At 48.9% G+C, this 26084-nt stretch carries 20 protein-coding genes; 7 read left to right on the top strand and 13 right to left on the bottom strand.

Going from position 1 to position 26084, the window contains the following annotated elements; translation table 11 throughout:
• Positions 1–101 precede the first annotated feature (101 nt).
• The gene (locus AC07OI_RS08000; protein WP_495256839.1) at positions 102–2045 is read left to right on the top strand and encodes an SPFH domain-containing protein; all 1944 of its coding nucleotides are present in this window, start codon (positions 102–104) and stop codon (positions 2043–2045) included.
• Between the two features lie 25 nt (positions 2046–2070).
• On the opposite strand, the gene AC07OI_RS08005 is transcribed toward AC07OI_RS08000, so the two are convergent.
• The 3 genes from AC07OI_RS08005 to AC07OI_RS08015 are packed head-to-tail and all read right to left on the bottom strand — an operon-like array spanning position 2071 to position 5972.
• A complete protein-coding gene (locus tag AC07OI_RS08005) occupies positions 2071–2961 on the bottom strand; it encodes an HvfC/BufC family peptide modification chaperone (protein WP_495256840.1) in 891 nt (296 codons plus the stop codon).
• Positions 2958–3878 carry an MNIO family bufferin maturase gene (gene bufB, locus AC07OI_RS08010; protein ID WP_495256841.1) on the bottom strand — a complete coding sequence of 307 codons (921 nt, stop codon included), beginning with the start codon at positions 3876–3878 and terminating at the stop codon, positions 2958–2960. The genes AC07OI_RS08005 and bufB overlap by 4 nt, the downstream gene beginning before the upstream one ends.
• 27 nt (positions 3879–3905) lie before the next feature.
• Positions 3906–5972, bottom strand: a complete 2067-nt coding sequence (locus AC07OI_RS08015) for a ferritin-like domain-containing protein (RefSeq protein WP_495256842.1) — start codon at positions 5970–5972, stop codon at positions 3906–3908.
• A 184-nt stretch (positions 5973–6156) separates the two neighbouring features.
• On the opposite strand from AC07OI_RS08015, the gene AC07OI_RS08020 reads away from it, so the two are divergent.
• From AC07OI_RS08020 to AC07OI_RS08030, 3 genes are all read left to right on the top strand, one after another.
• Entirely contained in the window at positions 6157–6849 is a 693-nt protein-coding gene (locus AC07OI_RS08020) for a DNA alkylation repair protein (RefSeq protein ID WP_495256843.1), read from the top strand.
• A gap of 111 nt (positions 6850–6960) precedes the next feature.
• Entirely contained in the window at positions 6961–9630 is a 2670-nt protein-coding gene (locus AC07OI_RS08025; RefSeq protein ID WP_492704301.1) for a polysaccharide deacetylase family protein, read from the top strand.
• A 49-nt stretch (positions 9631–9679) separates the two neighbouring features.
• Entirely contained in the window at positions 9680–10150 is a 471-nt protein-coding gene (locus tag AC07OI_RS08030; RefSeq protein ID WP_495256844.1) for an Aca2/YdiL-like domain-containing protein, read from the top strand.
• A 53-nt stretch (positions 10151–10203) separates the two neighbouring features.
• On the opposite strand, the gene AC07OI_RS08035 is transcribed toward AC07OI_RS08030, so the two are convergent.
• The 3 genes from AC07OI_RS08035 to AC07OI_RS08045 all read right to left on the bottom strand — a co-directional run bounded on the left by AC07OI_RS08035 (position 10204) and on the right by AC07OI_RS08045 (position 12234).
• Positions 10204–11319: an NADH:flavin oxidoreductase/NADH oxidase gene (locus AC07OI_RS08035; RefSeq protein ID WP_495256845.1), complete on the bottom strand. Its 1116-nt coding sequence runs from the start codon at positions 11317–11319 to the stop codon at positions 10204–10206.
• An 88-nt stretch (positions 11320–11407) separates the two neighbouring features.
• The gene (locus AC07OI_RS08040; RefSeq protein ID WP_495256846.1) at positions 11408–11635 is read right to left on the bottom strand and encodes a DUF6500 family protein; all 228 of its coding nucleotides are present in this window, start codon (positions 11633–11635) and stop codon (positions 11408–11410) included.
• A complete protein-coding gene (locus AC07OI_RS08045; protein WP_495256847.1) occupies positions 11632–12234 on the bottom strand; it encodes an NUDIX hydrolase in 603 nt (200 codons plus the stop codon). Before AC07OI_RS08045 ends, AC07OI_RS08040 begins: the two co-directional genes overlap by 4 nt.
• 171 nt (positions 12235–12405) lie before the next feature.
• Here AC07OI_RS08045 and AC07OI_RS08050 point away from each other — a divergent pair, with 171 nt between their 5' ends.
• Positions 12406–13212, top strand: coding sequence for a M90 family metallopeptidase (locus AC07OI_RS08050; protein WP_495256848.1), 807 nt, complete (start codon positions 12406–12408; stop codon positions 13210–13212).
• A gap of 44 nt (positions 13213–13256) precedes the next feature.
• On the opposite strand, the gene AC07OI_RS08055 is transcribed toward AC07OI_RS08050, so the two are convergent.
• The 7 genes from AC07OI_RS08055 to dapC form a co-directional block, all read right to left on the bottom strand.
• Positions 13257–15242: an ATP-binding cassette domain-containing protein gene (locus tag AC07OI_RS08055; protein ID WP_492704307.1), complete on the bottom strand. Its 1986-nt coding sequence runs from the start codon at positions 15240–15242 to the stop codon at positions 13257–13259.
• Positions 15243–15359: 117 nt separating this feature from the next.
• Positions 15360–16262, bottom strand: coding sequence for a 50S ribosomal protein L3 N(5)-glutamine methyltransferase (prmB, locus tag AC07OI_RS08060; RefSeq protein WP_495256849.1), 903 nt, complete (start codon positions 16260–16262; stop codon positions 15360–15362).
• Between the two features lie 31 nt (positions 16263–16293).
• Entirely contained in the window at positions 16294–17421 is a 1128-nt protein-coding gene (gene dapE / locus AC07OI_RS08065) for a succinyl-diaminopimelate desuccinylase (RefSeq protein ID WP_492704309.1), read from the bottom strand.
• A 2-nt stretch (positions 17422–17423) separates the two neighbouring features.
• The gene (locus AC07OI_RS08070; RefSeq protein WP_495256850.1) at positions 17424–17795 is read right to left on the bottom strand and encodes an ArsC family reductase; all 372 of its coding nucleotides are present in this window, start codon (positions 17793–17795) and stop codon (positions 17424–17426) included.
• 4 nt (positions 17796–17799) lie between these two features.
• Positions 17800–18942, bottom strand: coding sequence for a PilT/PilU family type 4a pilus ATPase (locus AC07OI_RS08075; RefSeq protein ID WP_492704311.1), 1143 nt, complete (start codon positions 18940–18942; stop codon positions 17800–17802).
• Positions 18943–19007: 65 nt separating this feature from the next.
• Positions 19008–19835: a 2,3,4,5-tetrahydropyridine-2,6-dicarboxylate N-succinyltransferase gene (gene dapD, locus AC07OI_RS08080; protein ID WP_495256851.1), complete on the bottom strand. Its 828-nt coding sequence runs from the start codon at positions 19833–19835 to the stop codon at positions 19008–19010.
• A 73-nt stretch (positions 19836–19908) separates the two neighbouring features.
• Positions 19909–21141, bottom strand: coding sequence for a succinyldiaminopimelate transaminase (dapC, locus tag AC07OI_RS08085; protein WP_495256852.1), 1233 nt, complete (start codon positions 21139–21141; stop codon positions 19909–19911).
• 334 nt (positions 21142–21475) lie between these two features.
• Between dapC and smc the strand changes: the two genes are divergently transcribed.
• Together smc and AC07OI_RS08095 are read left to right on the top strand one after the other, a co-directional pair.
• Positions 21476–25000 carry a chromosome segregation protein SMC gene (gene smc, locus AC07OI_RS08090; RefSeq protein ID WP_495256853.1) on the top strand — a complete coding sequence of 1175 codons (3525 nt, stop codon included), beginning with the start codon at positions 21476–21478 and terminating at the stop codon, positions 24998–25000.
• Positions 24997–26079, top strand: coding sequence for a cell division protein ZipA C-terminal FtsZ-binding domain-containing protein (locus tag AC07OI_RS08095; RefSeq protein ID WP_495256854.1), 1083 nt, complete (start codon positions 24997–24999; stop codon positions 26077–26079). The genes smc and AC07OI_RS08095 overlap by 4 nt, the downstream gene beginning before the upstream one ends.
• The last annotated feature ends 5 nt before the right edge of the window (positions 26080–26084 follow it).

Genomic DNA, 26084 nt, shown 5'->3' on the forward strand with positions numbered 1-26084 from the left:
AAATTCCGTTATCCCGTTGTACTGCTGGCATCTACCAGATGCCAGTAGCGCTGCTGCATTTCCGAAAAAGATCGGAATTTTTTAAAAAGAAGAGGCTAAGTATGTTTGAAATTATTTTGGCGGCTATTGTTGTCATCCTTATTTTGTTGTTCTATAGCAGTAATGTGCTCGTGTATATCTCGAATGAGAAAATCGGTATTGTCGAAAAAAAATGGTCGGCCAGTGGCTCAGTCCAGCATGGATTTATTGCACTGAATGGCGAAGCCGGTTTCCAGCCTGAAGTTTTGCGTGGTGGCTTTCATGTGTTTTTCCCGTTTCAATATTCCATCCACAGACATGATCTGGTGACGATACAGCAAGGTACTCTGGCTTATGTTTTTGCACGCGATGGACAGGCTATGGCACCCACACAAAACCTGGCTTGTAATAAGGAGGCAAATGACTTTACCGATGTCCGCAGCTTCCTCACCAATGCTGGCCAAAAAGGTTTGCAGCGCAAAATCCTGCGCGAAGGTACCTATGCGATCAACCTTGCGCAATTCGTGGTGTTGACTGCCGAACGCGTGTATGCCTTGTCTCTGCCTGGTGATGGCAATATCAGTAATGACGGCATTGTCGTCGGCCAGTTGGCAGAAATGCTGGATGAACTGCGCTTGCGTAATGGTTTTCTTCCCTTGGTCATACGGGACGATAAACTGGCAGTGATTACCACGCATGAGGGGCAATCACTACCTGAGGGCACGATCGTTGCGCCGGTCGTTGGCGCAGATCCGCATCAAGAGCGTAGTTATCATCATGATTTCCAGAATCCAGAAGTATTCATCGATGCCGGTGGTTATAAAGGCCGTCAACTACAAGTCCTGGTTGAAGGCACTTATTATCTGAACGCACGTTTCGCCAGTTATGAAATAGTTGAGAAGCGTGTAGTGCCCGTCGGCTATGTCGGCGTGGTCGTGTCTTATACCGGTAAGGCTGGTAATGATGTGACAGGGGATGCATACCGTCATGGCGAACTGGTCAGTAGCGATGAAAAAGGTGTGCAGGTATCGCCGCTGTTACCAGGCAAGTATGCGTTGAATCCATATGCGAAGCGTGTCATCGATGTGCCAACAACCAACTTCATTTTGAAATGGCAGTCAGGACAGGTGGGCTCGCATGAACTGGACAAACACCTGAGCGAAGTTTCACTGATTACCAAAGATGCATTCGAACCTGACCTGCCTTTATCCGTCGTCGTCAACATCGACTATAAAATGGCACCGCTGGTCATACAAAGATTTGGCGATATCCAGAAACTGGTGGAGCAAACCCTGGACCCCATGGTTGCCGCGTATTTCAAGAACATAGGCCAGGGCAAAACACTCATCGAGTTACTGCAAGAACGTTCAGACATACAGGAGCGCGCCAAAGCAGAAATGCGCAAAAATTTTGAAGGTTATAACCTAACCCTGAATGAAGTATTGATAGGCACGCCGCGTGCCAAGACTGGCGACACGCAGATTGAAGTGATTCTGAAGCAATTGCGTGAACGCCAGGTCTCCAGGGAGCAACTGGAGACTTATAAAACCAAGGAAACCGCTGCCGTACAAGAGCGCATCCTGCGTGAGGCAGAGGCTAGGGCAAAACAACAGACTTCCATCACCGAGTCGGAGCTGGCCGTCAAGATCGCAGAAAACCAGGGTAGTGCAGCCGTACAAAAAGCGATCAAGGCAGCAGAAGAAGCGCGCCAGGTTGCTTCTGGCGCGGCAGATGCCAAACGCACCCTGGCCAATGCAGAGGCTTATCAAATCCAGCAAATAGGTGAGGCGCAGGCGAAAGCGACTGAATTGAATGTGGAGGCTTATGGCGGCCCTGAACTGCAATTCCAGCAAACTGTCTTGTTGCGTTTTGCTGAAGCAATAGAAAAAGGCCACATCGCCATGGTGCCAAGCATACAGACTGGTGGAAGTGGTAGCAGTTCTGCCGTAGATGCTTTTCTGGCACTCGCGGCAAAAGATTTGCTGAATAAAGGGGAGGGTAAGGCAGCAATGATTAATGCCGGTTAATCTTATATCTGAGAGGTGGCTTTGATCAGGTCAAAGTCACCTCTTTTATAGTCAGCAGACCAAGCGCTTGAGCTTGCGGCTGCCACAGGCAAATATCTGCCAGTAGTGCGTGAATATCCAGCCCGGTTTCTTGTGATGACTTTACTGCGCATTGATGCATATCTGGATTGTTGTAAGCAGCCTGTAAAAAATGATATTGCCATGGAAACAGGGGGATCAGTTGCACACGGTAATTCAGGCGGGTAAATGCGAGGTAACTGGTTTCTGGTTTTGGCGGGACGGGTAAATCCTGATCCGCAGGCGCATGTTTTGCCTGTCCCCAGTATGTCAGTAAAGGAAAGCTGGTTTTGAGCAGCCGTACGCAAGCCGGGACATGGATGTCTGCATGTGAACCCATCAGCAAGTCAAACACATTGTGGTTTTTGATGTCGAAGTTATTCTCTAGTCCAGGTGCCCGTATTACTTCAGTAAATGCCCGTTCCATTCGTGCTATCTCTACCGGAAACTGCAATAGCAGGTCTGCTTTTCCAGCCTTTAATCCATCTGTATCTTGGGGCTGACTTTGGAGCAGGAAGTTGGCAAAGCCAGCACCTAAATCATAGAGTGACGGTGCGCGGGAGGGATGTCGCCAGATATAGTTATGGGCAAAAAAATTAAACAATTCATCGCCCATCAGTCGGCGTAGAACCGGGAAGTCAGCTTGCAGGCATTCCTGTAAACGCAGGATGTAGCCATAGGCATAAACATGCATGCGCGATTGTTTACCTGGCGTGATTTTTATTACGTTCGATTCTTCCAGTCCCAGATGCTCCTGTGCCAGCGATAAACCTCTCACCAGCCCACCGGGCGCAGTCATTACCGTTAAAAACCAGTGCTGTAATTGTGATAGCGATGGATCAGGTACAGACTGGCTCATAAAGTGCTGAGTTCTTCCAGTTGAAAATGCAGAGGCGTAGAAATGCTTGTACCCAATGCTGTATTGATTTTCACCTCTGGAAAATGACCAGTCATGACCAACTGAGCTTTGTCCAGTTCTGCCAGCAAGTCAGGATAGGCAGGAATATTGGCATCCCATTCCAGCAGTGTAGAAACACCACCCGTCAAGGCTTGCGCCAACGCATACAAATGCCAGACTGGTGTCGGCACAGGCTGATCGTGCGTATCTATCATATAGTCGCCATGATGACTCGGCCCCGCCAGATGAATTTGCACGATACGGTCTGCAGGCAGGTTGCGTATATAGCGTTCAGCATCAAAGGCATGATTGTACGCAGATACATAAACATTATTAACGTCCAGCAGCAGGCCACAACCGGTTTTTTCAGTTAAACGGCTTAAAAATTCATCCTCAGCCATGCTTGATTGTTCAAATTCAACGTAGGTACTTGGATTCTCTATGATGAGTGGGCGCTCCAGAAAATCCTGCACTATCCGTACACGTTCTGCCACATGCGCTAGCGTGGCTTCATTCAAGGGTAACGGTAGCAAATCATGGGTATTTATCGCTGCTGCACCTGTCCAGCACAAATGATCTGATACCCAGGCAGGCTGCAATTCCTTTGCCAATTGCCTGAGTTTCTTCAGATAGTCGAAATTCAGCGCATCTGTACTGCCTATCGACAGCGAAACACCATGCATGACGATAGGACAGGTTTGCGCTATACGCTCCAGAACATGGCGCGCATAACCATGGTTATCAATGAAATTTTCTGTAATCACTTCAAACCAGGCTACTCCCGCACCATGTTCGAGTATGTGCTCAAAGTGGGTATTACGCAGACCAACGCCCAGACCCAGGTTGGGCAGGCCCAGACGTGGCTGCAAAGTATGCATGGTGTACTGCTCAGGCATGCTTAATTATCAGGTTGATGGTGGCAAGGCCAGGCGCAAATCATTTGGTTTTGGCATTTCCCCCGGGTTTTTGTGGCGCGTCGTCATCACCGTGCTATAGGCCGCCCAGGCCGTGTCAAACACACTGTCACCTTGCTTGAATTTGATGTTCTTGTTCAATAGATGCTCTGCATGTGGTGGTGCATCATCAAAAGTATACAAAGTCATTGTCCCGCTGGCGGGGAATAGTTGCGATGCAGAGATGGGCACGGCACAGCCGCCATAGGTCTTGCAGCGGTTATCACTTGGCGAGCTATATAGAGTGCCTGGAGGTGTAGGCTCCGGTGGTTTGCCGCACAGATTGTGTGAACCGCGGTCTGCAGTTGCGGCGACAAGCGCTTCTTTTTCCGGTTTAACAACCATATCTATTTGAGCAAAACCACAACCACCCTGGGCCTTGCAACCGTTTGAACCACGGCAGCTATGATAAACCGCAATGGCCGCACATTGATTCTCTCCCTGTCCGGTTTCCGATTCCTTGCTGGCGTTGAAATCCAGACCCTGGCAAGAGTGGTACAAAGTATTCTTGTCTGGTAGCGGAACACTGACTGACAAATCTGGTGAACAACCTGTAATCGCCCAGCAAATCGACATACGGTCACCTGAGCCAACCATGGATGGATAAGGGAAATTCGTTTCCTTGTTTGTCCAGTATTTGTCCAGTACAGAGGTTATGCCATAAATGGCACCTGCAGATACGCTGCTTAACATCTGCACAGTTTTTTCCCCTTCGCTTTTCAAGCGATTCAGTGCACCGGCAACGTCATCAGGTGCAGGGATATTTTGTGGCGCTGACGCAGCATCGTAGTCCTTATTGGTCAACATGGAGGCAGTCCACTGATTACCTGCAACAGCATGCCATTGTTCCCAAGTCAGCAAATGATCAGCAGTTGTCTGCCCAGGATGTTCCATCTCTTTGCGGATATCCTGAAAGCGTTCATAGTGATCAAATGCCGCACTGTGAAAGCGTGCGGCAGCATCTCTGGATGGCACATCCTTGCCATCACCGTCATACGCAGGATAATCGGCTTTCAGAGCTTCGTCAGACTCACGATAATCAGGCTGTACGGCACGCAGTAATTGGGTGCGGCGGTAGTGTTTGATTCCAGCGGAATTACCTTCGCCCTGATCGGTAATGGCACACATCATGTCTATGGCTTTGTTTTGTGAACCTGCCATGCCGCCATCAAGATCTTCAGGGCCAAACAAAGTATCAAATTGCGGGTATTCTTTTTGGGGGTGACTGTCGTTCGGCTGCTTAGGTGTACTGTGGACATTGAACATGTCTTTTTGCACTGCATTATTATCAAACAGTTTTTGCCACAGTGTCTGACCATCCGTATATTCCATACTGATGTATTTGGCATAGCATTCATACATATAACCAATAGTGCCGAACAGCGGCAGGTCAGCAAAGCCCTTATCGGGGTTCCAGTTAGCTAGTGGCACGTCGGGGAAATATTTATCAGCGTTGTGGCGTAATTCTTCGCGCGCCTGCTTTTCCGGCTGCTCAATTGCCAAAAACAGTTCTATCTGGTTGTTATTCAGCGACTCCAGATTGACCCTGACATCCTTATAGCTATTGGTATCCCTCAGATCAACAATGCAGGGTATGGTGTGCTTGTTTGGCCCGTAGCAAATCCAGCCACGCTCACTGTTTTGCAGACCAGAATTTTCAGTAAAGCTCGGGTTGACACCAATCGCCGTAGCGATATTGGCAGCCATCTGTAAATGCAGCATTTCCTGTATGAATACGCTGAAGATGACGTTGAAGGCACGCTCATTGGCTGTGCTGGCTTTTGCAGTGGTCGCCATTCCTGGCCATTGGCGGCCTTTATAATAATTATTACCCTTGGAATTGATCTGATGTGTGCCATAGATCGAATACATGGAATTCATGTACAACGGGATCGTAAATAACTCGACACTGACCGTGGCCTGGGCAATTGCCCTTACAGCAGCGGCATCGGTGTCGAATTCTGATAAGGGACGATTCTTGATGACGTGCTGCGGTGCTTCAGGTATGGCTGCGAACATGAGGCTACTCCTGCGCTGGCTTGGTATGATTGGGGGATGTGCAGATGAAATGCGGTAGTGACAAATGAGCAAAACGTAATGACTTTAACATAAAAGAATATGTGCTTGAAAGTATTTGAGTGCACCCGATTCTTTTAATACCGTTTGTTTTTCTCCGCATCTTTACAATTCTGGAGTAATCGATATGAAAGAAATTATCAGTCAATGTCAACTTGGTTTATTGCCGCTTGCTGACCCGGTACGGGCGCAAGGGATGCAAGCCTATATGAAAAACCGTTTTGAATTTCTGGGCATTCCCGCGCCAGACCGGCGCAGGGCGTGTATGGACATTATCCGGCAATTGAAAACGGCTGACGCGGACGAACTTTTACAGATCGCAAATAGCTTGTGGGTCTGTGAGCAGCGCGAATACCAGTATCTGGCAGTGGATATTCTGGCCAAACATTACCGGTGCTTGCGTTTGGAGGATGTGCCAGCCTTGCTCGCTTTAGTGCAGCAAAAATCGTGGTGGGACACTGTTGATGGCCTGGCTGGTGTGGTTGGCGACTTATTGCGGCAAAATTTAACAGCGAGACGGGATATGCAAGCTGGCATGGATAAAGCACTTGAACATCCCGATTTTTGGGTAAGACGCATCGCCTTATTGCATCAGTTAGGCTGGCGCGAGCAGACCGACGTGATCAGATTATTTACCTATGCCCTGGCGCTGGCAGATGAAAAAGAGTTTTTCATCCGTAAAGCGATAGGCTGGGCTTTGCGTGATTATGCCTGGCATGATCCTGTTGCCATACGAGACTTTTTGCAAAAAAACCAGGGTCGATTCTCTGGCCTGACCTATCGCGAAGCCGCTAAAAATCTGGGGAAACTGGGGAAATAGTTACAAAAAACTTTGCAGTTCCTTCCGCAGCAGCACATTAAGCAACCATACCGTATGGCATTTGCAATATGATATCGCTTGTTTGTTAATTGCCGGCCTGTATTTTTCCTGATGAAACCTCAAAAACTTATCTTGTCTGCCATCGCTGTAGTCAGCGTGGCTATCGCCTCTTATTTCCTCGTACAAAAGACTAGCACCACTCCTGAGAGCAAGGCGGTAGCTTCTCAGTCTGAGCAAAAGGATGCATTTGATCCTGCCAAATTGCCAGAAGATTTGAATGGTTTATTGGTCGCGTATCGCAAAATTATCATCTTGCTAGCAGATGAGAAAAAACTCAATGCAAAAGAACGTAATGAGGCAAATCGGGTAGGGCAGGCTTTGTTCCATGAAAATCTGGTCAGGCTCAATAATCTGGACGCTTTTTTCAGTAAATTGAAGTCACTCAGCAATGCCAAACGCGAAGCCAGCTTTGACACTATCCTGACCTATATAGAATCTGGTGAAGATTTATACGATGCAGACCGCCTCGCGTTCCGCGAAGTTTTGCTTAAGATGCAAACATTGATAGCGACAGAACAGACCCTGCCATCGATCAAGCTGCACAAGCGTGTCACTGACGATTTGAATGCACTCAGTGAAATCGAAAAAGAATACGACAAAGAACTCAAAGAAATTTTCTCGCGCTTTGAATCTCGTTCCATAGAACTGAAGCGTGAACGTTGGGATGATTACATCGCCAAGTTACGCAAGCTGTATAACCGAGAACAAATCCTAAAGGATTATGGGATCATCCTGCCTTACCCCGAAAAGCCGGAAGCAGCCGATGAGAAAGACAAGGAGATTTTCGGTCAGGGCTTACCACCAAAAACCGTAGTGTTGACTTTCGACGACGGCCCACATGCTACCTATACCGATGAAATTGCAGCGATACTCAAGCAATACAATGTGCCGGGGGTGTTTTTCCAGGTTGGCAAGAATGTAGGCAGTGTTGATGCGCAGGGCAAGGAATCGCTGAATAAAAACGCTGCAACCAGCAAAAAACTGTTGAGCGCAGGCCATGTGCTGGCTAATCATAGTTTCAGCCACGCCTTGCTGTCCAAGCAAAGCGGCAATAATCTGAATGCAGAAATTGAGCAGACAGATAAATTGCTGAAGGCCATAGACCCGGCTCGTTCTTCCTTGTTCCGTTTTCCCTACGGTGCAAAGAACAAAGAGGGCATGCAAATCCTTCACAAGCTGGGCTTGCGCTCGGTCATGTGGAATATCGATTCCCTCGACTGGGCTGACCCTGTACCTAATTCGATTGCCGGTCGTGTACTTGGCACTTTGGAGAAAGAGCAGCGTGGCATCATACTTTTCCACGATATCCATGAACGCACAGTAAAAGCTTTGCCGCTGGTACTGGATAAACTGATTGCCGATGGCTATAGCTTTGCCTCATGGGATGGCACTGACTTCAAGATTGCCAAAGGTGGCAAGCCTACGCCAGAAAAAGTCAGCATCAGTACCGACTATCAAAATAGCTGGGCTATCGTCATTGGTATCAACGAGTATGCAAAATGGCCCAAGTTGCAATATGCGGTGCAGGATGCCAATGCTATCCGCGACACTCTGATCAATCGTATGGGCTTTGCCGGCGACAAGGTATTGACACTCACCAATGCAGATGCGACCCGCAATAATATCCTCGCCTTATTCCATGAAAAACTGGGACATGGGCAATTGAAAAAAGATGACAGGGTCTTCGTCTTCTTTGCTGGCCATGGCGCAACCAGGAAGCTGAGTTCTGGTCGTAACCTGGGCTATATCATTCCCGTTGATTCTGACCCTGAGCAATTATCTGTCGATGCCATTCCCATGACAGATTTGCAGAATATCGCCGAGAGCCTCAATGCCAAGCACATTTTGTTTGTCATGGACGCCTGTTATAGCGGATTGGGGTTGACGCGTGGCGGCGGCACCAGCGCATTTCTACGCGAAAATGGAAAGCGACTGGGCCGTCAAATGCTGACGGCAGGTGGCGCTGATCAACTGGTTGCTGATGGCGGACCTAATGGTCATTCTGTCTTTACCTGGACTTTGCTGCAAGCCCTGAGTGGCAAGGCAGACATGAATGGCGATGGCATGATTACCGCAACAGAACTGGCAGCCTATATTGCACCCGCAGTATCAAGCGTATCGCAACAAACCCCTGCATTTGGCAGTTTGCCAGGTTCAGAAGGTGGTGAATTTGTATTTGAAACACGGGGAGAAGGTGAGTTCCTGAATGCAAAAACCAATCAATTGTCTGCTGACGCCATCGCCCTCAATAACAAACTTGATGGCGCAGTCAAAGCAGGTGCTGATACACCGATAGTCATCAAAAACCTGACTGGCGGTGAGCAAAAAATCGCGGCACCCAAAATGGTGGATGGCTCATCACGACAACTGGCACAAAGAGCCAATGACCATGGACTGCAATTGTATAAAGAGAAGCAATATGCACAGGCAGAAGCCGCATTTACAGAGGCGCTGAAGTACAGGCCTGACTTTGGTCTGGCGGCAAACAACCTGGGTTTTGTCTATTTCAAACAGCAAAAATATGCAGAAGCTGCGCGCTGGTTTGAAAATACTTTACAGATTGACCCATCGAGATCGATTGCCTACCTGAATCTGGGAGATGCCAGGGCGCTTTTGAATGAAAATGAGAAAGCCAAAAAAGCCTACACCAGCTTCCTGGAATTATCACCAAATAGCTCGAATGCCAATTATGTCAAAGAGGCTTTGAAAAAATTGAATTGATGCTTTTCAAGAGCGTTCAGAGATAATGAGAATTGAGTAAGGGATAAAAATGAATGGTGTGAGTTTGAAGGCTATGCGCAGCTTGCTGCATTTCAGCCAACATGAAGCTGCAGAGCTGATTGGTGGTGTCCCGGTACGGACCTGGAGTAACTGGGAAGCTGGTGCACAAAAGATACCGCAAGATGTGATATCCATGATTAATTACCTCATGATGTGTCGCAAGAAGGCTATTACAGATACGCAAGCTGCGATAAAAACCTACTACCAGCAAATGCCTCCCGGTGTGAGCAAAAAACCAGTAACGCTAGTCTGGTACGACAGTTTTGAAGACTGGTGTACTTTGCCGTATCGTGAGTCAATCATGTGGAGGCCACAGCAATCTGTAGTGGCGCATCTGATCTCGGTAGAGAACTGCAGCGTTGTACAATTTGAGGCTGCCGTATATGAAAAATGGCTGGGCAGGCGTCCAGATAATGATTCCATGCGCAATCAGTGGGCGGATGAACAGGTACTGGCCTGATGACGTCTGGCAAAGCTGCAGTATGCCGTTTTGCCAGATCGTACATGTATTGATTATCTTTGCCCTATGCGGGTGTCGCCAAACAGGTTTTTCTGATCACGTGGTTGAGAGCGCCAATACTGCTTTGGTGCATCCACTGTTGCCCCCAATTGCGCGGCTGCATGCCAGGGCCAATGCGGGTCGTACAAAATGCCACGGGCGATGGCGATGGCATCAGCTTTGCCTGTCGTAATAATTTCTTCTGCCTGATGGGCGTCCGTAATCAGGCCCACCGCGATGACAGGTATGCTGCAATGCAGTTTGATCTCTTCCGCCAGATGAACCTGATAACCAGGTCCCAGTGGGATTTTTTGATCAGGTGAAACCCCGCCGCTGGAAACGTGGATAAAGTCACAGCCGCGCTTCTGTAATTCTTGGACAAAGAGTTTGCTTTGCGAGATATCCAGGCCACCTTCCACCCAGTCGGTCGCTGAAAGTCGCAAGCCAACTGCCATGCTGTCTTTAGGAACTGCGGCCCGCACGGCATCAAATACTTCCAGAGGAAAACGTAAACGGTTTTCCTTTGAACCACCGTATTGATCTGTACGCTGATTTGCAATGAGAGATAAAAATTGATGTAGCAAATAACCATGTGCTGCATGTATCTCGATTGCATCAATACCCAAGCGGTGCGCGCGTACCGCTGCATCAACAAAAGCCTGTTTCACACGTTGCAGGCCGGCGTCATCCAATGCCAATGGTGCGCGCTCAGCTTGCGCATGCGGCACAGCTGAGGGCGCGACCATTTGCCAGCCACCATCTTCCAGTGCAATCAATTGACCACCATGCCATGGCGCCTGGCTAGAAGCTTTGCGTCCGGCATGACCCAGCTGTATCGCAATCGGCATGGCAGAATGCTTGCGTATCGAAGTCAATACTTTCGCCAGCGCAGCTTCTGTTTCATCTGACCATAAACCCAGATCACCTGGAGAAATGCGGCCTATCGCTTCTACGGCGGTGGCTTCCAGTATCAATAAACCTGCACCTGACAAGGCAAGTCCACCCAAATGAATAAGATGCCAGTCAGTCGCCTTGCCATCTTCTGCAGAGTACTGGCACATGGGGGCAATGATGATGCGGTTTTTTAAACTGAGTGAACCAAGCGTGATGGGGGAGAAAAGAGCGCTCATATCTTTGAGAAATGCATGAATGAAGAAAGTATTCTGATTTCTTCATTATGCCTGCGCTTTTCTTTTACTGCAGGGAGCCGCCAATTCTTCAGCTTGCTTCCAGAGCTTCAACTATTGCCTTGATTTTGACTGCCTTTTCAAAGTGATCAAACTTGTTTTCCATGATCCACCATGTGGCAGCTTCCATCAGCAATTGTGGGTCATCGTTTTTGTTGGCAAAGAACGCATAAAAGGATAGACCAACATTGCTGCCTTTTTGTTCTATTTTGTTATTGCATACTTCGGTGATCTTTTTTCTCAGAGTGCTTCTCATCATTTATTCGTATTCAATGTTAATGCGTGCAAGCCTCGGTAAAACGAGGCTATGTGCAGCGCTTGTGAAAACTCGTTGGTTTCTATCTTTTTCTGTATTTCAGAAATTGCCAGAAAGTCGAATTCTATATCTTCAGATACATCGAGCTGCTGCTCACCCTTTAAATCAATCCCGGTAGCAAAAAACAAATGAATGGTATTGGTTTGACGAGCAGGGTTGGCATGCATGATTCCTAAAAATTGCCAGTGAGTGGCGGTGTGACCTGTTTCTTCCAATAATTCTCTTTGTGCGGCAAGGAGCGGTGCCTCACCTTCTTCAATGACACCACCAGGTAATTCCAGGCAAACCTTTTTTATGCCATAGCGAAACTGCTTTACCGTCAATATACGGCCATCATCTGCCTGGGCAAACACATGCACCCAGTCTGCTTCATGGAGTACATAATAGGGTTCGATTATTTGTTTATTGGGGAGCTTGCATGTGTCTGCGGTCAGCTTTAACCAGTTATCGCTGATTAGTATCTTTGAGCTTAAGGTTTCCCAGGGTTTCATAGTAAGGCCCAGACTTGCGAAGGAAAAAATCAATCCATGATATTTTCTCATGAAATTATCTAATTCATATTATTTAATGCCATGTGATCTGATAAGCTGATTTTCAAGGGCCATGACCTTATATATTAATTGCTATTGAGTTTGACTTTGTCGCGCCCATTTGCATCTGATCAACGAATGTCAGATGCAAATCACATTCGCAATCCTGATTAGGTTGTCGACATGGAATGGTTAATTCTTATTATTGTTTTACTGGTACTTGGCATCGTTGTCCTGCCCAGGCTGCGCTTGCGTCGTGTGTTATCCCAGGCTTTTCCCTTGAATTACTCAAAAATTTTACGCAAAAACCTGCCGGGCTATACGCGCATGCCGACTGATCTGCAAATGCAGTTGAAGAAACGCATACGCCAGTTTCTTTATCAAAAAACTTTTGTTGGTTGTAGTGGTTTAGTAATCACTGATGAAATCAGGGTAACGATAGCGGGCAGGGCTTGCCTGTTGCTGTTGAACCGTGAATCAGATGTGTATCCGCAGCTTACGCATGTGCTGGTATATCCATCAGCATTTGTGGCACCCCGGACCCAAATGAATGCTGATGGTATCGTCACGCATACCAATCAGGGATTGAGCGGAGAATCATGGAGTGATGGCCGTGTCATTCTGGCCTGGGATCAGGTCGCACATAATCCCGACAATGAAGCACGGGGGCAGGATGTGGTTATTCATGAATTTGCCCATCAGCTTGATAGTGAAACGGGAACGACCAATGGCGCGCCAGCCTTGAAGTCAGCAGCAGCTTATATGGCATGGTCGACGCTGATGGAAAGAGAATATGCTCAATTACATCAGGCGATAGCCAATGATATTCAAACGGTCATTGATCCTTATGGCGCGACCAATCCGGCAGAATTTTTTGCTGTCGTGACAGAGGCCTTCTTTAAGAAAAGCCGTGATCTTGCTCACTATCATCCAGCCTTGTATGAACAGTTGAGGGCGTATTATCAGGTTGATCCATGTGACTGGGTTTGACTTTTGGTCAAAAAGCAAAGGGGCGCTGTATGCGCCCCTTTGCTTTATTCTACTGCTTCCAGAAATTCCTGCTGCTCCAGCCAGTCAGCTTCTATCTGCCCCAGTTCCTTGACGACGTAAGCCTGGTCGAGTAACAGTGTCTTCAACTTTTCCTTATTGGCATCGTTATAGATGTCGCCATCTTCCAACTGTGCATCGATGTCTTTCTTTTTGATGTTCAACTTGGCCATCTGCTCTTCAAGACGTTTGATGCGTGTTTCTATTGGTTTACGCAGATTAGCAAGGCGTGTGCGTTCGTCGGCGTCGCGTTTGCGCTGCTCCTTGTCATCAACCTTGGCAGCGGGAACAGGTTTTGCCTGTGGTAAAGCAGCTTCCTGCGCTTTGGTTTTTTCTGGCAGGGCAGGGTTGGCTTTTTCCAGTTTGTTTTTGAACAGCCAGTCTTTGTAATCGTCCAGATCGCCGTCAAATGGTTGCAGCTTGCCATCAGCAACGATGATAAACTGGTCCGTTGTGGCACGCAGCAAATGCCTGTCATGTGAAACGACGACCAGTGTGCCTTCAAACTGCGCCAGGGCATCAGTCAAGGCTTCGCGGGTTTCCAGATCCAGATGGTTGGTTGGTTCATCGAGCAGCAAGAGGTTGGGGCGCTGCCAGACTATCATTGCCAATGCCAGACGGGCTTTCTCACCCCCAGAGAATGGTTTGATGGGGCTGCTTACCATGGTGCCAGGGAAGTTGAAGCCGCCAAGGAAGTTGCGTAATTCCTGCTCACGTACATCAGGGGCAATATGGGCCAAGTGCCATAGCGGTGATTCGTCATGACGCAACATCTCTACCTGATGCTGGGCAAAGTAACCGATGGACAAACCCTTGCCAGTTTGCATGACACCGTTCAATGGTGCGATATCGCCAACGATGGTTTTGATCAGTGTGGATTTACCTGCACCATTGACACCCAAGAGGCCTATGCGCTGACCGATTTGCAGCGTGAACTTGACATCGCCCACGATTTTTTTCTCGGTGAAGCTGTGATCAGTTTCTGATTCTGTACGGTAGCCGCAATCCACATCTTCCATCACCAGCATGGGATTCGGGGCGCTCAGTGGCTCGCGGAATTCAAAAGAGAACTCGGCAGCAGCCCGCAAAGGCGCCATTTCTTCCATACGTGCCAGCGCCTTGATGCGGCTTTGTGCCTGCTTGGCTTTGGATGCCTTGGCCTTGAAGCGGTCAATAAAGGATTGCAGATGGGCGCGTTTGCGGGTCTGTTTCTCCAGCATGCCTTGCGCGAGTTCCAATTGCGCTGCACGCTGGCGTTCAAAGCCAGAATAATTGCCACCATAGCGCTTGAGCTTGCGTTCATCAATATGCACGATGACATTCACCACGCCATCGAGAAAATCGCGGTCATGGGAAATGATGATCAGTGTGCCTTCATAGCGCTTGAGCCAGTCTTCCAGCCAGATGATGGCATCCAGATCCAAGTGATTGGTTGGTTCATCAAGCAGCAGCAAATCGGATTTGCACATCAGCGCCTGCGCCAAATTCAGGCGCATGCGCCAGCCACCAGAAAAACTGGCGACTGATTGCTCCAGTTCATTAATCTTGAAGCCCAGGCCCAGCAGTAATTGTTCTGCACGTGGGCGCACGGTGTAGGCATCGGCATCGGCCAATGCACCATACATATTGCCTATGGCAATACCGTTTTCATGGCTTTCTGGCTGGGCTTCCAGTTCGGCCAGTTGTGCTTCGAGTTTGCGCAAGGCGACGTCACCGTCTATTGCGTAATCAATGGCGCTGCGTTCCAGTGGTGGTGTTTCTTGCGCGACGTGGGCAAGCTGCCATTTGGCCGGGAAATCAATGCTGCCCTGATCAGGGTGCAATTCACCGCGCAACATGGCAAACAAGCTCGATTTGCCAGCACCGTTGGAGCCGATCAAGCCTATCTTGTCGCCGGGATTGAGCGTCACATCGACGCTGTCAAATAATGGTTTGATGCCGCGCGCCAGGACGACTTGTTGAAGACGTATCATATAAACTTAATTAATGGGTAATGCAATTATTGATGCAAAAAAATGGAAAAACGGGCAAAACTGGTTTTGCCCGTCTTCAATGTACTTATTACACTGATTACACTGCGCTACACAGATTTATGCAGTGAAATTGCTCAGTTGGTCAGCCTCTACCAAAAATACCATGTCATCACCGGCACTGGTACTCAACCAGGTCAGGTTCAGTTCTGGGAAGGCGGCTTCGGCGAAGGCACGTTCATTGCCAATTTCCACCATCAGCAAACCATCTTCGGTCAGGCGTTGTGCAGCACCTGCGACTATCTTGCGCACCAGGTCCATGCCATCATCACCGCCAGCCAGGGCGATTTGTGGTTCGTGCATGTATTCCTTAGGCAGTTTGGCCATGGAGCCGGAGTTCACATATGGTGGGTTGGTGATGATCAGGTCATATTTCTTGTCCGGCACATTGCTGTACAGGTCAGACTCGATCAGGGTAATGCGGTCCTGCAATTCATAGGTTGCTACATTCCGCCTGGCCACTTCCAGTGCATCTTTTGAAATATCAACGGCATCCACATGCGCCTCTAAGAACATATCGGCCAGCATAATGGGCAGACAGCCAGAGCCGGTGCACAGTTCAAGGATGTTAGTGATAGCTTCTGGATCTGTCACCCATGGTGAAAAATGTTCGGGTATCAGTTCAGCGATGAAAGAGCGCGGCACGATGACACGTTCATCCACGTAGAAATTATAAGTGCCGAGCCAGGCTTCATTTGTAATGTAGGATGCAGGCACGCGGTCGACTGCACGTCTGTCAATTACGCGCAATACGGCATCTATTTCTGACGGTAATAAATGCGCATCAAGGAATGGTTCTATCTTGTCCAGTGGCAGATGCAGAGTATGCAGCAGCAAATAAGCGGCCTCATCCAGCGCATTGGCACTGCCATGGCCAAAGAACAGTTTTTCTTTATTGAAGCGGGTGACGGCATAGCGCAACAGATCGCGCAGAGTCAGAAAGGTAGTAGCGGGTGTAGTCATATTGTTTCCGTATCGGCCAGTGGTGAGCTGATCAGGTCAGCAGGTTTTCCAGAGTGCGGCGATAAATATTCTTGAGCGGGTCTATGTATTGCAGCTCTATGTGTTCGTCAATTTTATGGATGCTGGCATTTGGCGGACCAAATTCAACCACTTGTGGGCAGATCTTGGCGATGAAACGGCCATCAGATGTGCCACCGGTAGTGGAGAGTTCGGTTTCTATGCCAGTTTCAGCACGGATTGCATCACCCAGTGCATCGCTGAGGCTGCCTTTGGGGGTCAGGAAAGGATGGCCACCGACTGTCCATTTCAGATCATATTCCAGGCCATGCTTGTCGAGTATGGCATGCACCCGCTGTTGCAAGCCCTCGGCTGTGCTGGCAGTGGAAAAACGGAAATTGAAATCGATAACCGCTTCGCCAGGGATAACGTTGGAAGCACCAGTGCCGGCATGGATATTCGACATTTGCCAGGATGTTGGCAGGTAATACTCATTACCTTCATCCCAGACTTCAGCCACCAGTTCTGCCATGGCAGGGGCGGCCAGATGGATAGGGTTTTTTGCCAGCTGCGGATAGGCGATATGGCCTTGTACACCTTTGATTATCAGCTTGCCTGACATGGTGCCGCGACGGCCATTCTTGATGGTGTCACCCAGTTTATCGACAGAGGTTGGTTCGCCGACAATGCAATAGTCAAGCTGCTCGCCACGTGCCTTGAGCTTTTCGCAGACGACAACTGTGCCGTCAGTAGCCGGACCTTCTTCATCACTGGTGATGAGGAAGCCAATGGACCCTTTATGACCTGGATGGGCAGCCACGAATTCTTCTGTCGCCACCACAAAAGCGGCAATCGAAGTTTTCATGTCGGCTGCACCACGACCATACAGCTTGCCATCTCTGTGAGTAGGTGTAAATGGCGCAGACTGCCATTGCGCTACAGGGCCAGTAGGTACAACATCAGTATGACCGGCAAACACAAGCAAAGGCTGGGTCTGACCACGTCTGGCCCATAGATTGGTTACGTCACCAGATTGTATTGTCTCGCATTGGAAGCCCAGAGGCTCCAGCAGGGCAATCAGGGTGTTTTGGCAACCCTTGTCTTCAGGTGTGACCGAATCCAGCGCAATCAGCTGTTCGGTCAGGGCAAGTGTTTTGCTCATGTTTACTTATGGAAAATGGACTGGTATTGCGGCACAGAAAAACCGACATTCACTTGCGATTTGCCATCATTATTGATCAGCAATACCGGGCGTTTGATGACAGATGGTTTATCCAGCATGAGTGCAATGGCTTGCTCAGTATCTGTGGCAGAGGATTTTTCTTCGTCACTAAGCGCCCGCCAGGTGGTGCCTTTGCGGTTGATCAACACATCCAGGCCTTGATGCTCCAGCCATGTTTCTATGGTGGCGCGGTTCAAGCCTTGTTTTTTGAAATCATGAAATTCAAAAGCCAGTTCCTGCTCTTGCAACCAGGTACGGGCTTTTTTAACGGTGTCACAGTTTGGAATGCCAAACAGGGTAATGCTTCGCGTCATACTTTTATACGTTCAGGGTAAATTCTGTGAAAGAAGCTTCTTCTTTGGTTTCTGGCTCTGGCTCTGGTTGAGGCGCTGTAACGCTTGCGGCTTCATTGTTCAGCAGCCATAACAAGTTATTGGCAGAATCAGAATTGGCCAAGCCTTCCTCCTGCGTGATCAAACCTTCCCTGATCAAATGCATGAGGGCGCGCTCAAAGGTTTGCGAACCAGGTGACAAGCTTTTCTCGATAGCTTCCTTGATCTGGAAGATATCGCCTTGCTCTATCAACTCAGCCACATAGCGGGTGTTGAGCATGATCTCGACTGCAGGGGCACGACCACCATCTTTAGCGCGTATCAAGCGCTGCGAGATAATCGCGCGTATGGATGACGACAAATCCAGCAGCAATGCACTACGCGTTTCCATAGGAAAGAAACTGATGATGCGATTCAATGCCTGATAACTATTATTCGCATGCAGGGTCGCCAATACCAGATGGCCGGATTGCGCATAGGCAATCGCTGCCATCATGGTTTCCAGATCGCGAATCTCACCAATCAGGATGCAGTCTGGTGCCTGACGCAAGGAGTTTTTCAGCGCCGTTTTCAGACTTTCAGAATCGCTGCCAATTTCACGCTGGTTAACGATGGATTTTTTACTGCGGAACAAAAATTCTATCGGGTCTTCCAGCGTCAGGATATGGCCGGTCTTGACTTCATTCCTGTGATCCAGCATGGATGCTATCGTAGTTGACTTGCCTGAGCCGGTCGAGCCGACCAGCAAGATCAAACCACGTTTTTCCATAATCAGCTCAGCCAGTACCGGTGGCAAATGCAGGGTGTCAAGCTTGGGAATATCACCAGGCACATAACGGAAGACAGCAGATATGGAACCACGCTGACGGAAGGCCGACAGACGGAAACGACCTATGCCTGGTGCGCCGATACCGATATTCAGTTCGTTTTTTTCTTCCAGTTCCTCCATATGCTCAGACTCTACTACCTCACTGAGCAGCGACAGAATGTTTGCCTGGTCCATCTTCTGCTGATTGATAGGGAGCAGATTGCCATTGATTTTCAAATGTATGGGCGAATTCATCGCGAAAAACATGTCAGAAGCCTGTTTTTCCTTCATCAGTTGAAATAACCTCTCCATCGCTGCCATGATGTTTCCCTAAGCTGAGCTAATTATTAAAAGAATAATGCAAGAACGACGCAAAAAGTACTAAATCAAGCGCCACGCAACAATTCATTGATGCTGGTTTTCGAGCGTGTCTGTGCATCGACGCGCTTCACAATCACTGCGCAATACAGGCTGTATTTGCCATCAGCAGATGGCAAATTACCGGAAACAACAACAGAACCTGCAGGTACCCGGCCATAACTAACTTCGCCAGTGGCGCGGTCATAAATCTTGGTGGACTGACCGATGTAGACGCCCATGGAAATGACGGAATTTTCTTCAACGATCACACCTTCAACGATTTCTGAACGTGCACCGATAAAGCAATTGTCTTCAATGATGGTCGGGTTGGCTTGCATAGGCTCCAGTACGCCACCGATGCCAACGCCACCAGACAAATGTACGTTTTTACCAATTTGTGCGCAAGACCCGACAGTCGCCCAGGTATCAACCATCGCGCCTTCATCGACATAAGCGCCGATATTGACATAAGAAGGCATTAACACCACGTTTTTTGCGATAAAGCTGCCACGGCGTGCAACTGCAGGTGGCACCACGCGGAAGCCGCCTTTGACGAAGTCTTCTGCCGTGTAAGTGGCGAACTTGGTTGGCACTTTGTCGAAGAACTGCATATGATCACCAGAAGGCATGCAGATATTGTCTTCCAGACGGAAAGACAGCAATACAGCTTTTTTGATCCATTGATTGACTTGCCAGCTACCCTCAATTTTTTGCGCAACGCGCAGAGTGCCGGCATCAAGTTCACTCAGTACATGGGCAACTGCCTCGCGGATTTCTGCAGGCGCAGATTTTGGTGAGAAATTTGTGCGGTCTTCCCAGGCTTGATCAATGATTTGCTGTAATTGTTGAGTCATGTTGAGTGTCTTCAAATGAAAATGTAAAAAATAAAAACCGAAATAATCTTGTGTCTACTGTTTGGCTACAATATCAGACTGTTGCCGAAGTAAAATTCTTGCAAAAGCTGACTATCCTTTGTGCCGCTTCCAGGCATTCTTCAGGCTCAGCCACCAAGGCCATGCGTATGCGGTTTTGCCCAGGGTTGATACCATGAGCCTCACGCGCCAGATAACTACCGGGCAGAACTGTTACATTATATTCCTCGTACAGGCGGCGGGCGAACTCCGTATCTGATAAGCCCATGGCATCAGGAATTTTTGCCCACAGGTAAAAGGCAGCGTCAGGCAGTTTTACGTCCAGCACTTCCTGCAAAATCGGTGTGATCTGGGCAAATTTGCGTATGTACTTGTCGCGATTTTCTTGCACATGCACTTCGTCATTCCATGCCACAACTGAGGCAGCCTGTATATTCGGGCTCATGGCACTGCCATGATAAGTCCGGTACAGCAGGAATTTCTTGATGATTTCCGCATCGCCGGCTACGAAGCCGGAGCGCATGCCAGGTACATTCGAGCGTTTTGACAGGCTGGACAAGGTAATCAGGCGTTGATAATCATTCCTGCCCAGTTCACGTGCGGCTTGCAGACTGCCCAGCGGTGCTTCGGCTTTGAAATAGATCTCGGAATAGCATTCATCTGCAGCAATAACAAAACCATAACGGTCTGACAAGGCAAATAACTCTTTCCAGTCATCCAGATTCAATACTGCGCCAGTGGGGTTGCCGGGAGAGCAGATATACAGCAGCTGTACGCGTTGCCAGACGGATTCAGGGATGCTCTTATAGTCAGGTGCAAAATTGCGTTCAGGGTCAGCATTGGCAAAATAGGGCTCAGCTCCGGCCAGATACGCTGCACCTTCGTAAATCTGATAGAACGGGTTGGGGCATACCACTAATGGCAGCCCATTCTTGCAGGCACTGGGGTCGATGACGGTTTGCGCCAGGGCGAACAAGGCTTCGCGTGAACCGATGACAGGCAAAACCTGAGTCGCAGCATCCAATGGAGGTATGCTGTAACGGCTTCCCAGCCAGGCAGAAATGGAGTTACGCAAGGCATCCGAGCCAGCGGTGGATGGGTAACTGGCCAAGCCTGCCATATTGTTGACGATGGCATCCTTGATCAAAGCGGGAGTAGGGTGCTTGGGTTCGCCTATGCCCAGACTAATGGCTGGAAACTTGGCATTCGGTACAACATCGGCGAACAGGCGTTTCAGTTTCTCGAACGGATACGGCTGCAACTTACTGAGATAAGGATTAAATGTCATTTTTTCGAATTGTTGTCGATGCCAAACAGATTTTTAGCCAATTTCTCTGGCCTGCTGGCCGTATTCCGGCATTTTATTTGGTCTGCTTGTGCTTGTTACTTCTTATTTGCAATCCGTATTATAGCGTCCTGAGGATTCTATAGAGAAAGGCTTTCACCTGTACTTGCGTGAAATACTGATTAATATGTAAATTGTGTCATAAGTTTGAAAACTGAAAATTTTGCTCTTACGATGGTATGATGCAGCGATACAGGAACGCGGCTGGCATTGATGGCCTTGGCATATATACGATACGCGGTAGATTTGACTGCAAAAGATAATAAAATTATATAAAGTGCGATTAACTTCTATTAAATTAGCGGGATTTAAATCTTTTGTAGATCCCACCCATTTTCAGGTTCCTGGCCAACTGGTTGGTGTTGTCGGCCCTAATGGTTGCGGCAAGTCCAATATTATTGACGCTGTGCGCTGGGTTTTGGGTGAATCCAAAGCCTCTGAGCTGCGTGGCGAATCCATGCAGGACGTTATCTTTAACGGTTCTACCCACCGCAAACCCGCTGGTCGTTCATCAGTCGAGCTGGTTTTTGATAACAGCATGGGTAAAGCTGCCGGTCAATGGAGCCAATACGGTGAAATCGCCGTCAAGCGTACCTTGACGCGTGATGGCACGTCTACGTACTACATCAACGGTCAGCCAGTGCGCCGCCGTGATATTCAGGACATCTTCCTCGGTACAGGCCTGGGTCCGCGTGCTTACGCGATTATCGGTCAGGGTATGATTTCACGCATCATTGAAGCCCGTCCGGAAGAATTAAGGATTTTTCTCGAAGAAGCTGCCGGTGTTTCCCGCTACAAGGAGCGCCGCCGCGAGACAGAAAACCGCATCCACGACACCCATGAAAACCTGGTACGTGTTGAAGACATCCTGCGCGAGCTGAATAACAACCTTGACAGGCTGGGTGCACAAGCCGTAGTTGCCAATAAATTCCGCGAATTGCAGACTGACCAGGAAGAAAAGCAAAAACTGTTGTGGTTGCTGCGTAAAAAAGAAGCGGAAAACGAACAAAAAAAGCATTTTGCCGAAATAGAAAAGACCCAAACCGACCTCGAAGAGCAAACAGCCAAGCTGCGCCATGTCGAGCTGGAGCTGGAGCAAATGCGTCAGGCCCACTATGCAGTCGGCGACCGCATGCATCAGGCGCAAGGTCATTTGTACCAGACCAACGCTGAGATTGGCAGCCTGGAAGCACAAATCAAATTTGTCATCGAATCACGCAGCCGTTTGCAATCGCAATTGCAGTCACTGACTGCACAGCGCGATCAATGGCAAAATCAGAGTCGGCAATTCCAGGATGATTTGTCTGAAGGCGAAATCCATGTCGAGGAACTGGCCATGCGCGCCGAGCAGGCACTGGAAGTCAGCCAGCAACAGCAAGACAAACTGCCCGCGATGGAGCAAATATGGCGTGAGTCTCAACTGAAGACGACAGAATCACGCGCCAAAATCATGCAGATGCAGCAGCAGATAGAGCTGGAATCTGCCCATCAGCGCAATGCCTCGAATATCCTGAACACTCTGGCATCCAGACGTGAACGCCTGATGCAGGAGAAGCAGGGTCTGGTATTGCCGGATACGACGCATCTGGATAATTTGTCCACGCAGTTGGAAGAGAAAAAGCAGGTGCTGGAAGAACTCACCATGCAACTGGAGGAAGCGCAAGAGCGCTTGCCTTTGCTGGAAGATGAGCGCAAACAGGCGCAGCAGCAAGTGAACCAGGATAGCGCTGAATATGCGCAACTGGAAGCACGTCTGCTGGCCCTGAAGCAATTACAGGAAAAAGTACAAAGCCAGGGCAAAGTACAGCCCTGGCTGGAAAAGCACGAATTGAGTGGTTTGCCAAAAATCTGGCAAAAACTGCATATCGAAGCTGGTTGGGAAACCGCGCTGGAATCTATCTTGCGTGAACGTACCGCAGCGCTGGAAATGTCGAACCTGGACTGGGCTAAGGCTTTTTTTGGTGATGCGCCACCTGCCAAGTTGGCTGTTTGTGCGCCCACTATCGTAGCAGAAGCTGTCACACCTCTGGCTGGCTTCAAACCTTTCATCGATTTACTGCAACTCAATGATGCAGGTTTGCGTGGTTTGATGCAGGACTGGTTGCATCAGGTTTATATCGCTGACGATATTACTTCTGCCTTCATGGACAGGGTTAAATTGCCAGCCGGTGCCTGTTTTATCACCAAGCAAGGCCATGTGATTGCCCGCTCAAGTGTGCGTTTTTACGCCTCCGATTCCGAGCAGGATGGTGTACTTGGCCGCCAGCAAGAGATAGAAAACATCACCAAGCAATGCCGCGCCAAGCATATGCTGGCGGACGAATCCAAGACCCGCGCTGTACGCTCAGAATCTGCTTACACTCAGGCCACACAGCAATTACAAGACTTGCGCCAGCGCGTGGGCAGCCTGACACAGACTACGCACAGTCTGCAAATTGAATTCATGAAATTGTCTGAAGTGCAGGAGCGCTTTAATCAGCGCAGCACGCAGATAGGCAGTGATCTGGCAGAAATTGCTTCGCAAGAGAGTGAGCAACAGCAAATCAGGGCAGAGTCCGAGCAAAAATTTGAGCAACTGGACATGGACCTGGCGGAACTGCAGGAAACCCATGAAGAAGGCCAGACCGCTTATCTGGAAAAAGAACAGCAATTGAATGAAGCCAGACAGCGTCTGCGCGATCTGGAACTGGCCGCTCAGGAAGCAGCTTTTGCAGAAAAATCCCATCGCAGCAAGATGGAAGAATTGCGCCGCAGCATTGCGACTGCGCTGGAGCAATCAGCGCAATTATTCGCCAGCATGCAGCAGGGACAGCTTGAGCTGGAATCCATGGATGACCAGACTGCGCAAGCCGGTTTGCAAGATTTGCTGGACAGACGTAGTTCTCAGGAAGTGGCGCTGGCAAATGCCCGTCATGAACTGGATCAACTGACGCAACAATTACGCCATCACGAAGAATCCAAAATGCAGGTGGAACGCAGCCTGCAACCGCAACGTGACCGTATCGTTGAGTTGCAATTGAAAGAACAGGCTGCGCGTCTGAGCCAGGAACAGTTCTCGGAGCAATTGCGTAATTTTGAAGTTGATGAGGAAGCCCTGGCGCAAAAACTGCATGATGATCTCAAACCATCTTATTTGCAGGGTGAAGTTACCCGTCTGACCAATGCGATTGCAGCGCTAGGTGCGGTGAATATGGCTGCTCTAGATGAGCTGGCGCAAGCAACTGAACGCAAGACTTTCCTGGATGCCCAGCATGCTGACTTGACTGAGGCGATCACAACCTTGCAAGATGCCATCCACAAGATTGATATTGAAACACGCGACTTGTTGCAGGATACCTTTGACAAGGTGAACCATCATTTCGCTGAGCTTTTCCCAATTTTATTCGGCGGTGGTCAGGCAAAACTGATCATGACCGGCGACGAAATCCTCGATTCTGGCGTGCAAGTCATGGCGCAGCCACCTGGCAAAAAGAATGCGACCATTCATTTGCTGTCTGGTGGTGAAAAAGCCCTGACAGCAACTGCGCTGGTATTCTCGATGTTCCAGCTGAATCCTGCACCTTTCTGCTTGCTTGATGAGGTTGATGCACCGCTGGATGATTCAAATACCGAGCGTTTCTGTAATATGGTGAAACGCATGTCGTCAAACACACAATTTTTATTTATCTCCCATAACAAGATTGCGATGGAAATGGCACAACAATTGATTGGTGTCACCATGCAAGAACAGGGGGTTTCACGAATCGTGGCGGTAGATATGGAATCTGCCGTCAATTTTGCTACTGAGGTTCAAGCAGCATGACAGATCTACAAATAAGTTTGTTAGCGATAGGTGGAACGCTGGTGGTAGGCGTCCTTATTTTTAATAAATGGCAAGAATACAAAGCCAAGAAAACCGTTGAAAATGCGTTTGGCGATGGACATGATGATGTCCTCATGAATCCTGATGCGCCCGTGGAGTCCATAGTCCGGCATGAGCCTAGCCTGGATGGTGATGTGCAGCCAGTCGACGATGTGCCACAACACCATGCACCCATGCACGCAGATGTTGCCACTGAAATGGAAGCCCCGGTAGCTGTTCAGGATAAAGAATTGCCAGTTGATGAATTAATCGATTGCGTAATTCCATTGGAATTTGAAACACCTGTACGTGGCGAAAAAATATTGGCAGAAATTGCTGATCTTAAGTATGTAGGCAAAAAACCTGTGCATTTCATAGGCCAAAGCCATAGCGGCGAGCGCGATGTGATTGCCGTTGGCGGGGCTTATACCTGTCTGTTTGCCGGCGTGCAAATGGTCAGCCGCAATGGCCCTTTGAATGAATTGGAATATTCTGAATTCATCATGAAATTGCGGGCGATTGCTGACAATCTCAGCGCACATCCAGATATTCCAGACATGAACAAAGTCATGGTCAATGCCCGCGAATTGCATCAATTCGTCGCTGAACATGATGCCCAACTGAGTGTGAATATCGCTGCCAATGGTGCGCCATGGGCCTTGAATACTTTGCTGGCAGCATTGGAGAAAATGGGTTTTGATCAGCGCCCTGACGGTCGTTTGATGATGCCTGATGGTGACGGCGGCAGCCTGTTCACCTTATCGACCAATGTCAGCGTCAGTGAAACCATGACTTCGCGTCTGACGCTGTTACTGGATGTACCCTGCGTTGCCCCTGCTCGTGATGGCTTTGGTGCCATGGCAGCTTGCGCCCGCTCTTTGGCGACGCGTCTGGGCGGTACAGTCGTGGATGATGGCAATCAGCCTATTTCCAAACTGGCGCTGGATGAGATATCCGGCCAGGTCCATGAATTTTATGCCGCAATGGCAGAGGCGCAGATTCCTGCTGGCTCTTTGCGTGCCCAGCGATTATTTAGTTGAAATTA

Source organism: Undibacterium sp. GW821-FHT07F11, from assembly GCF_059418665.1.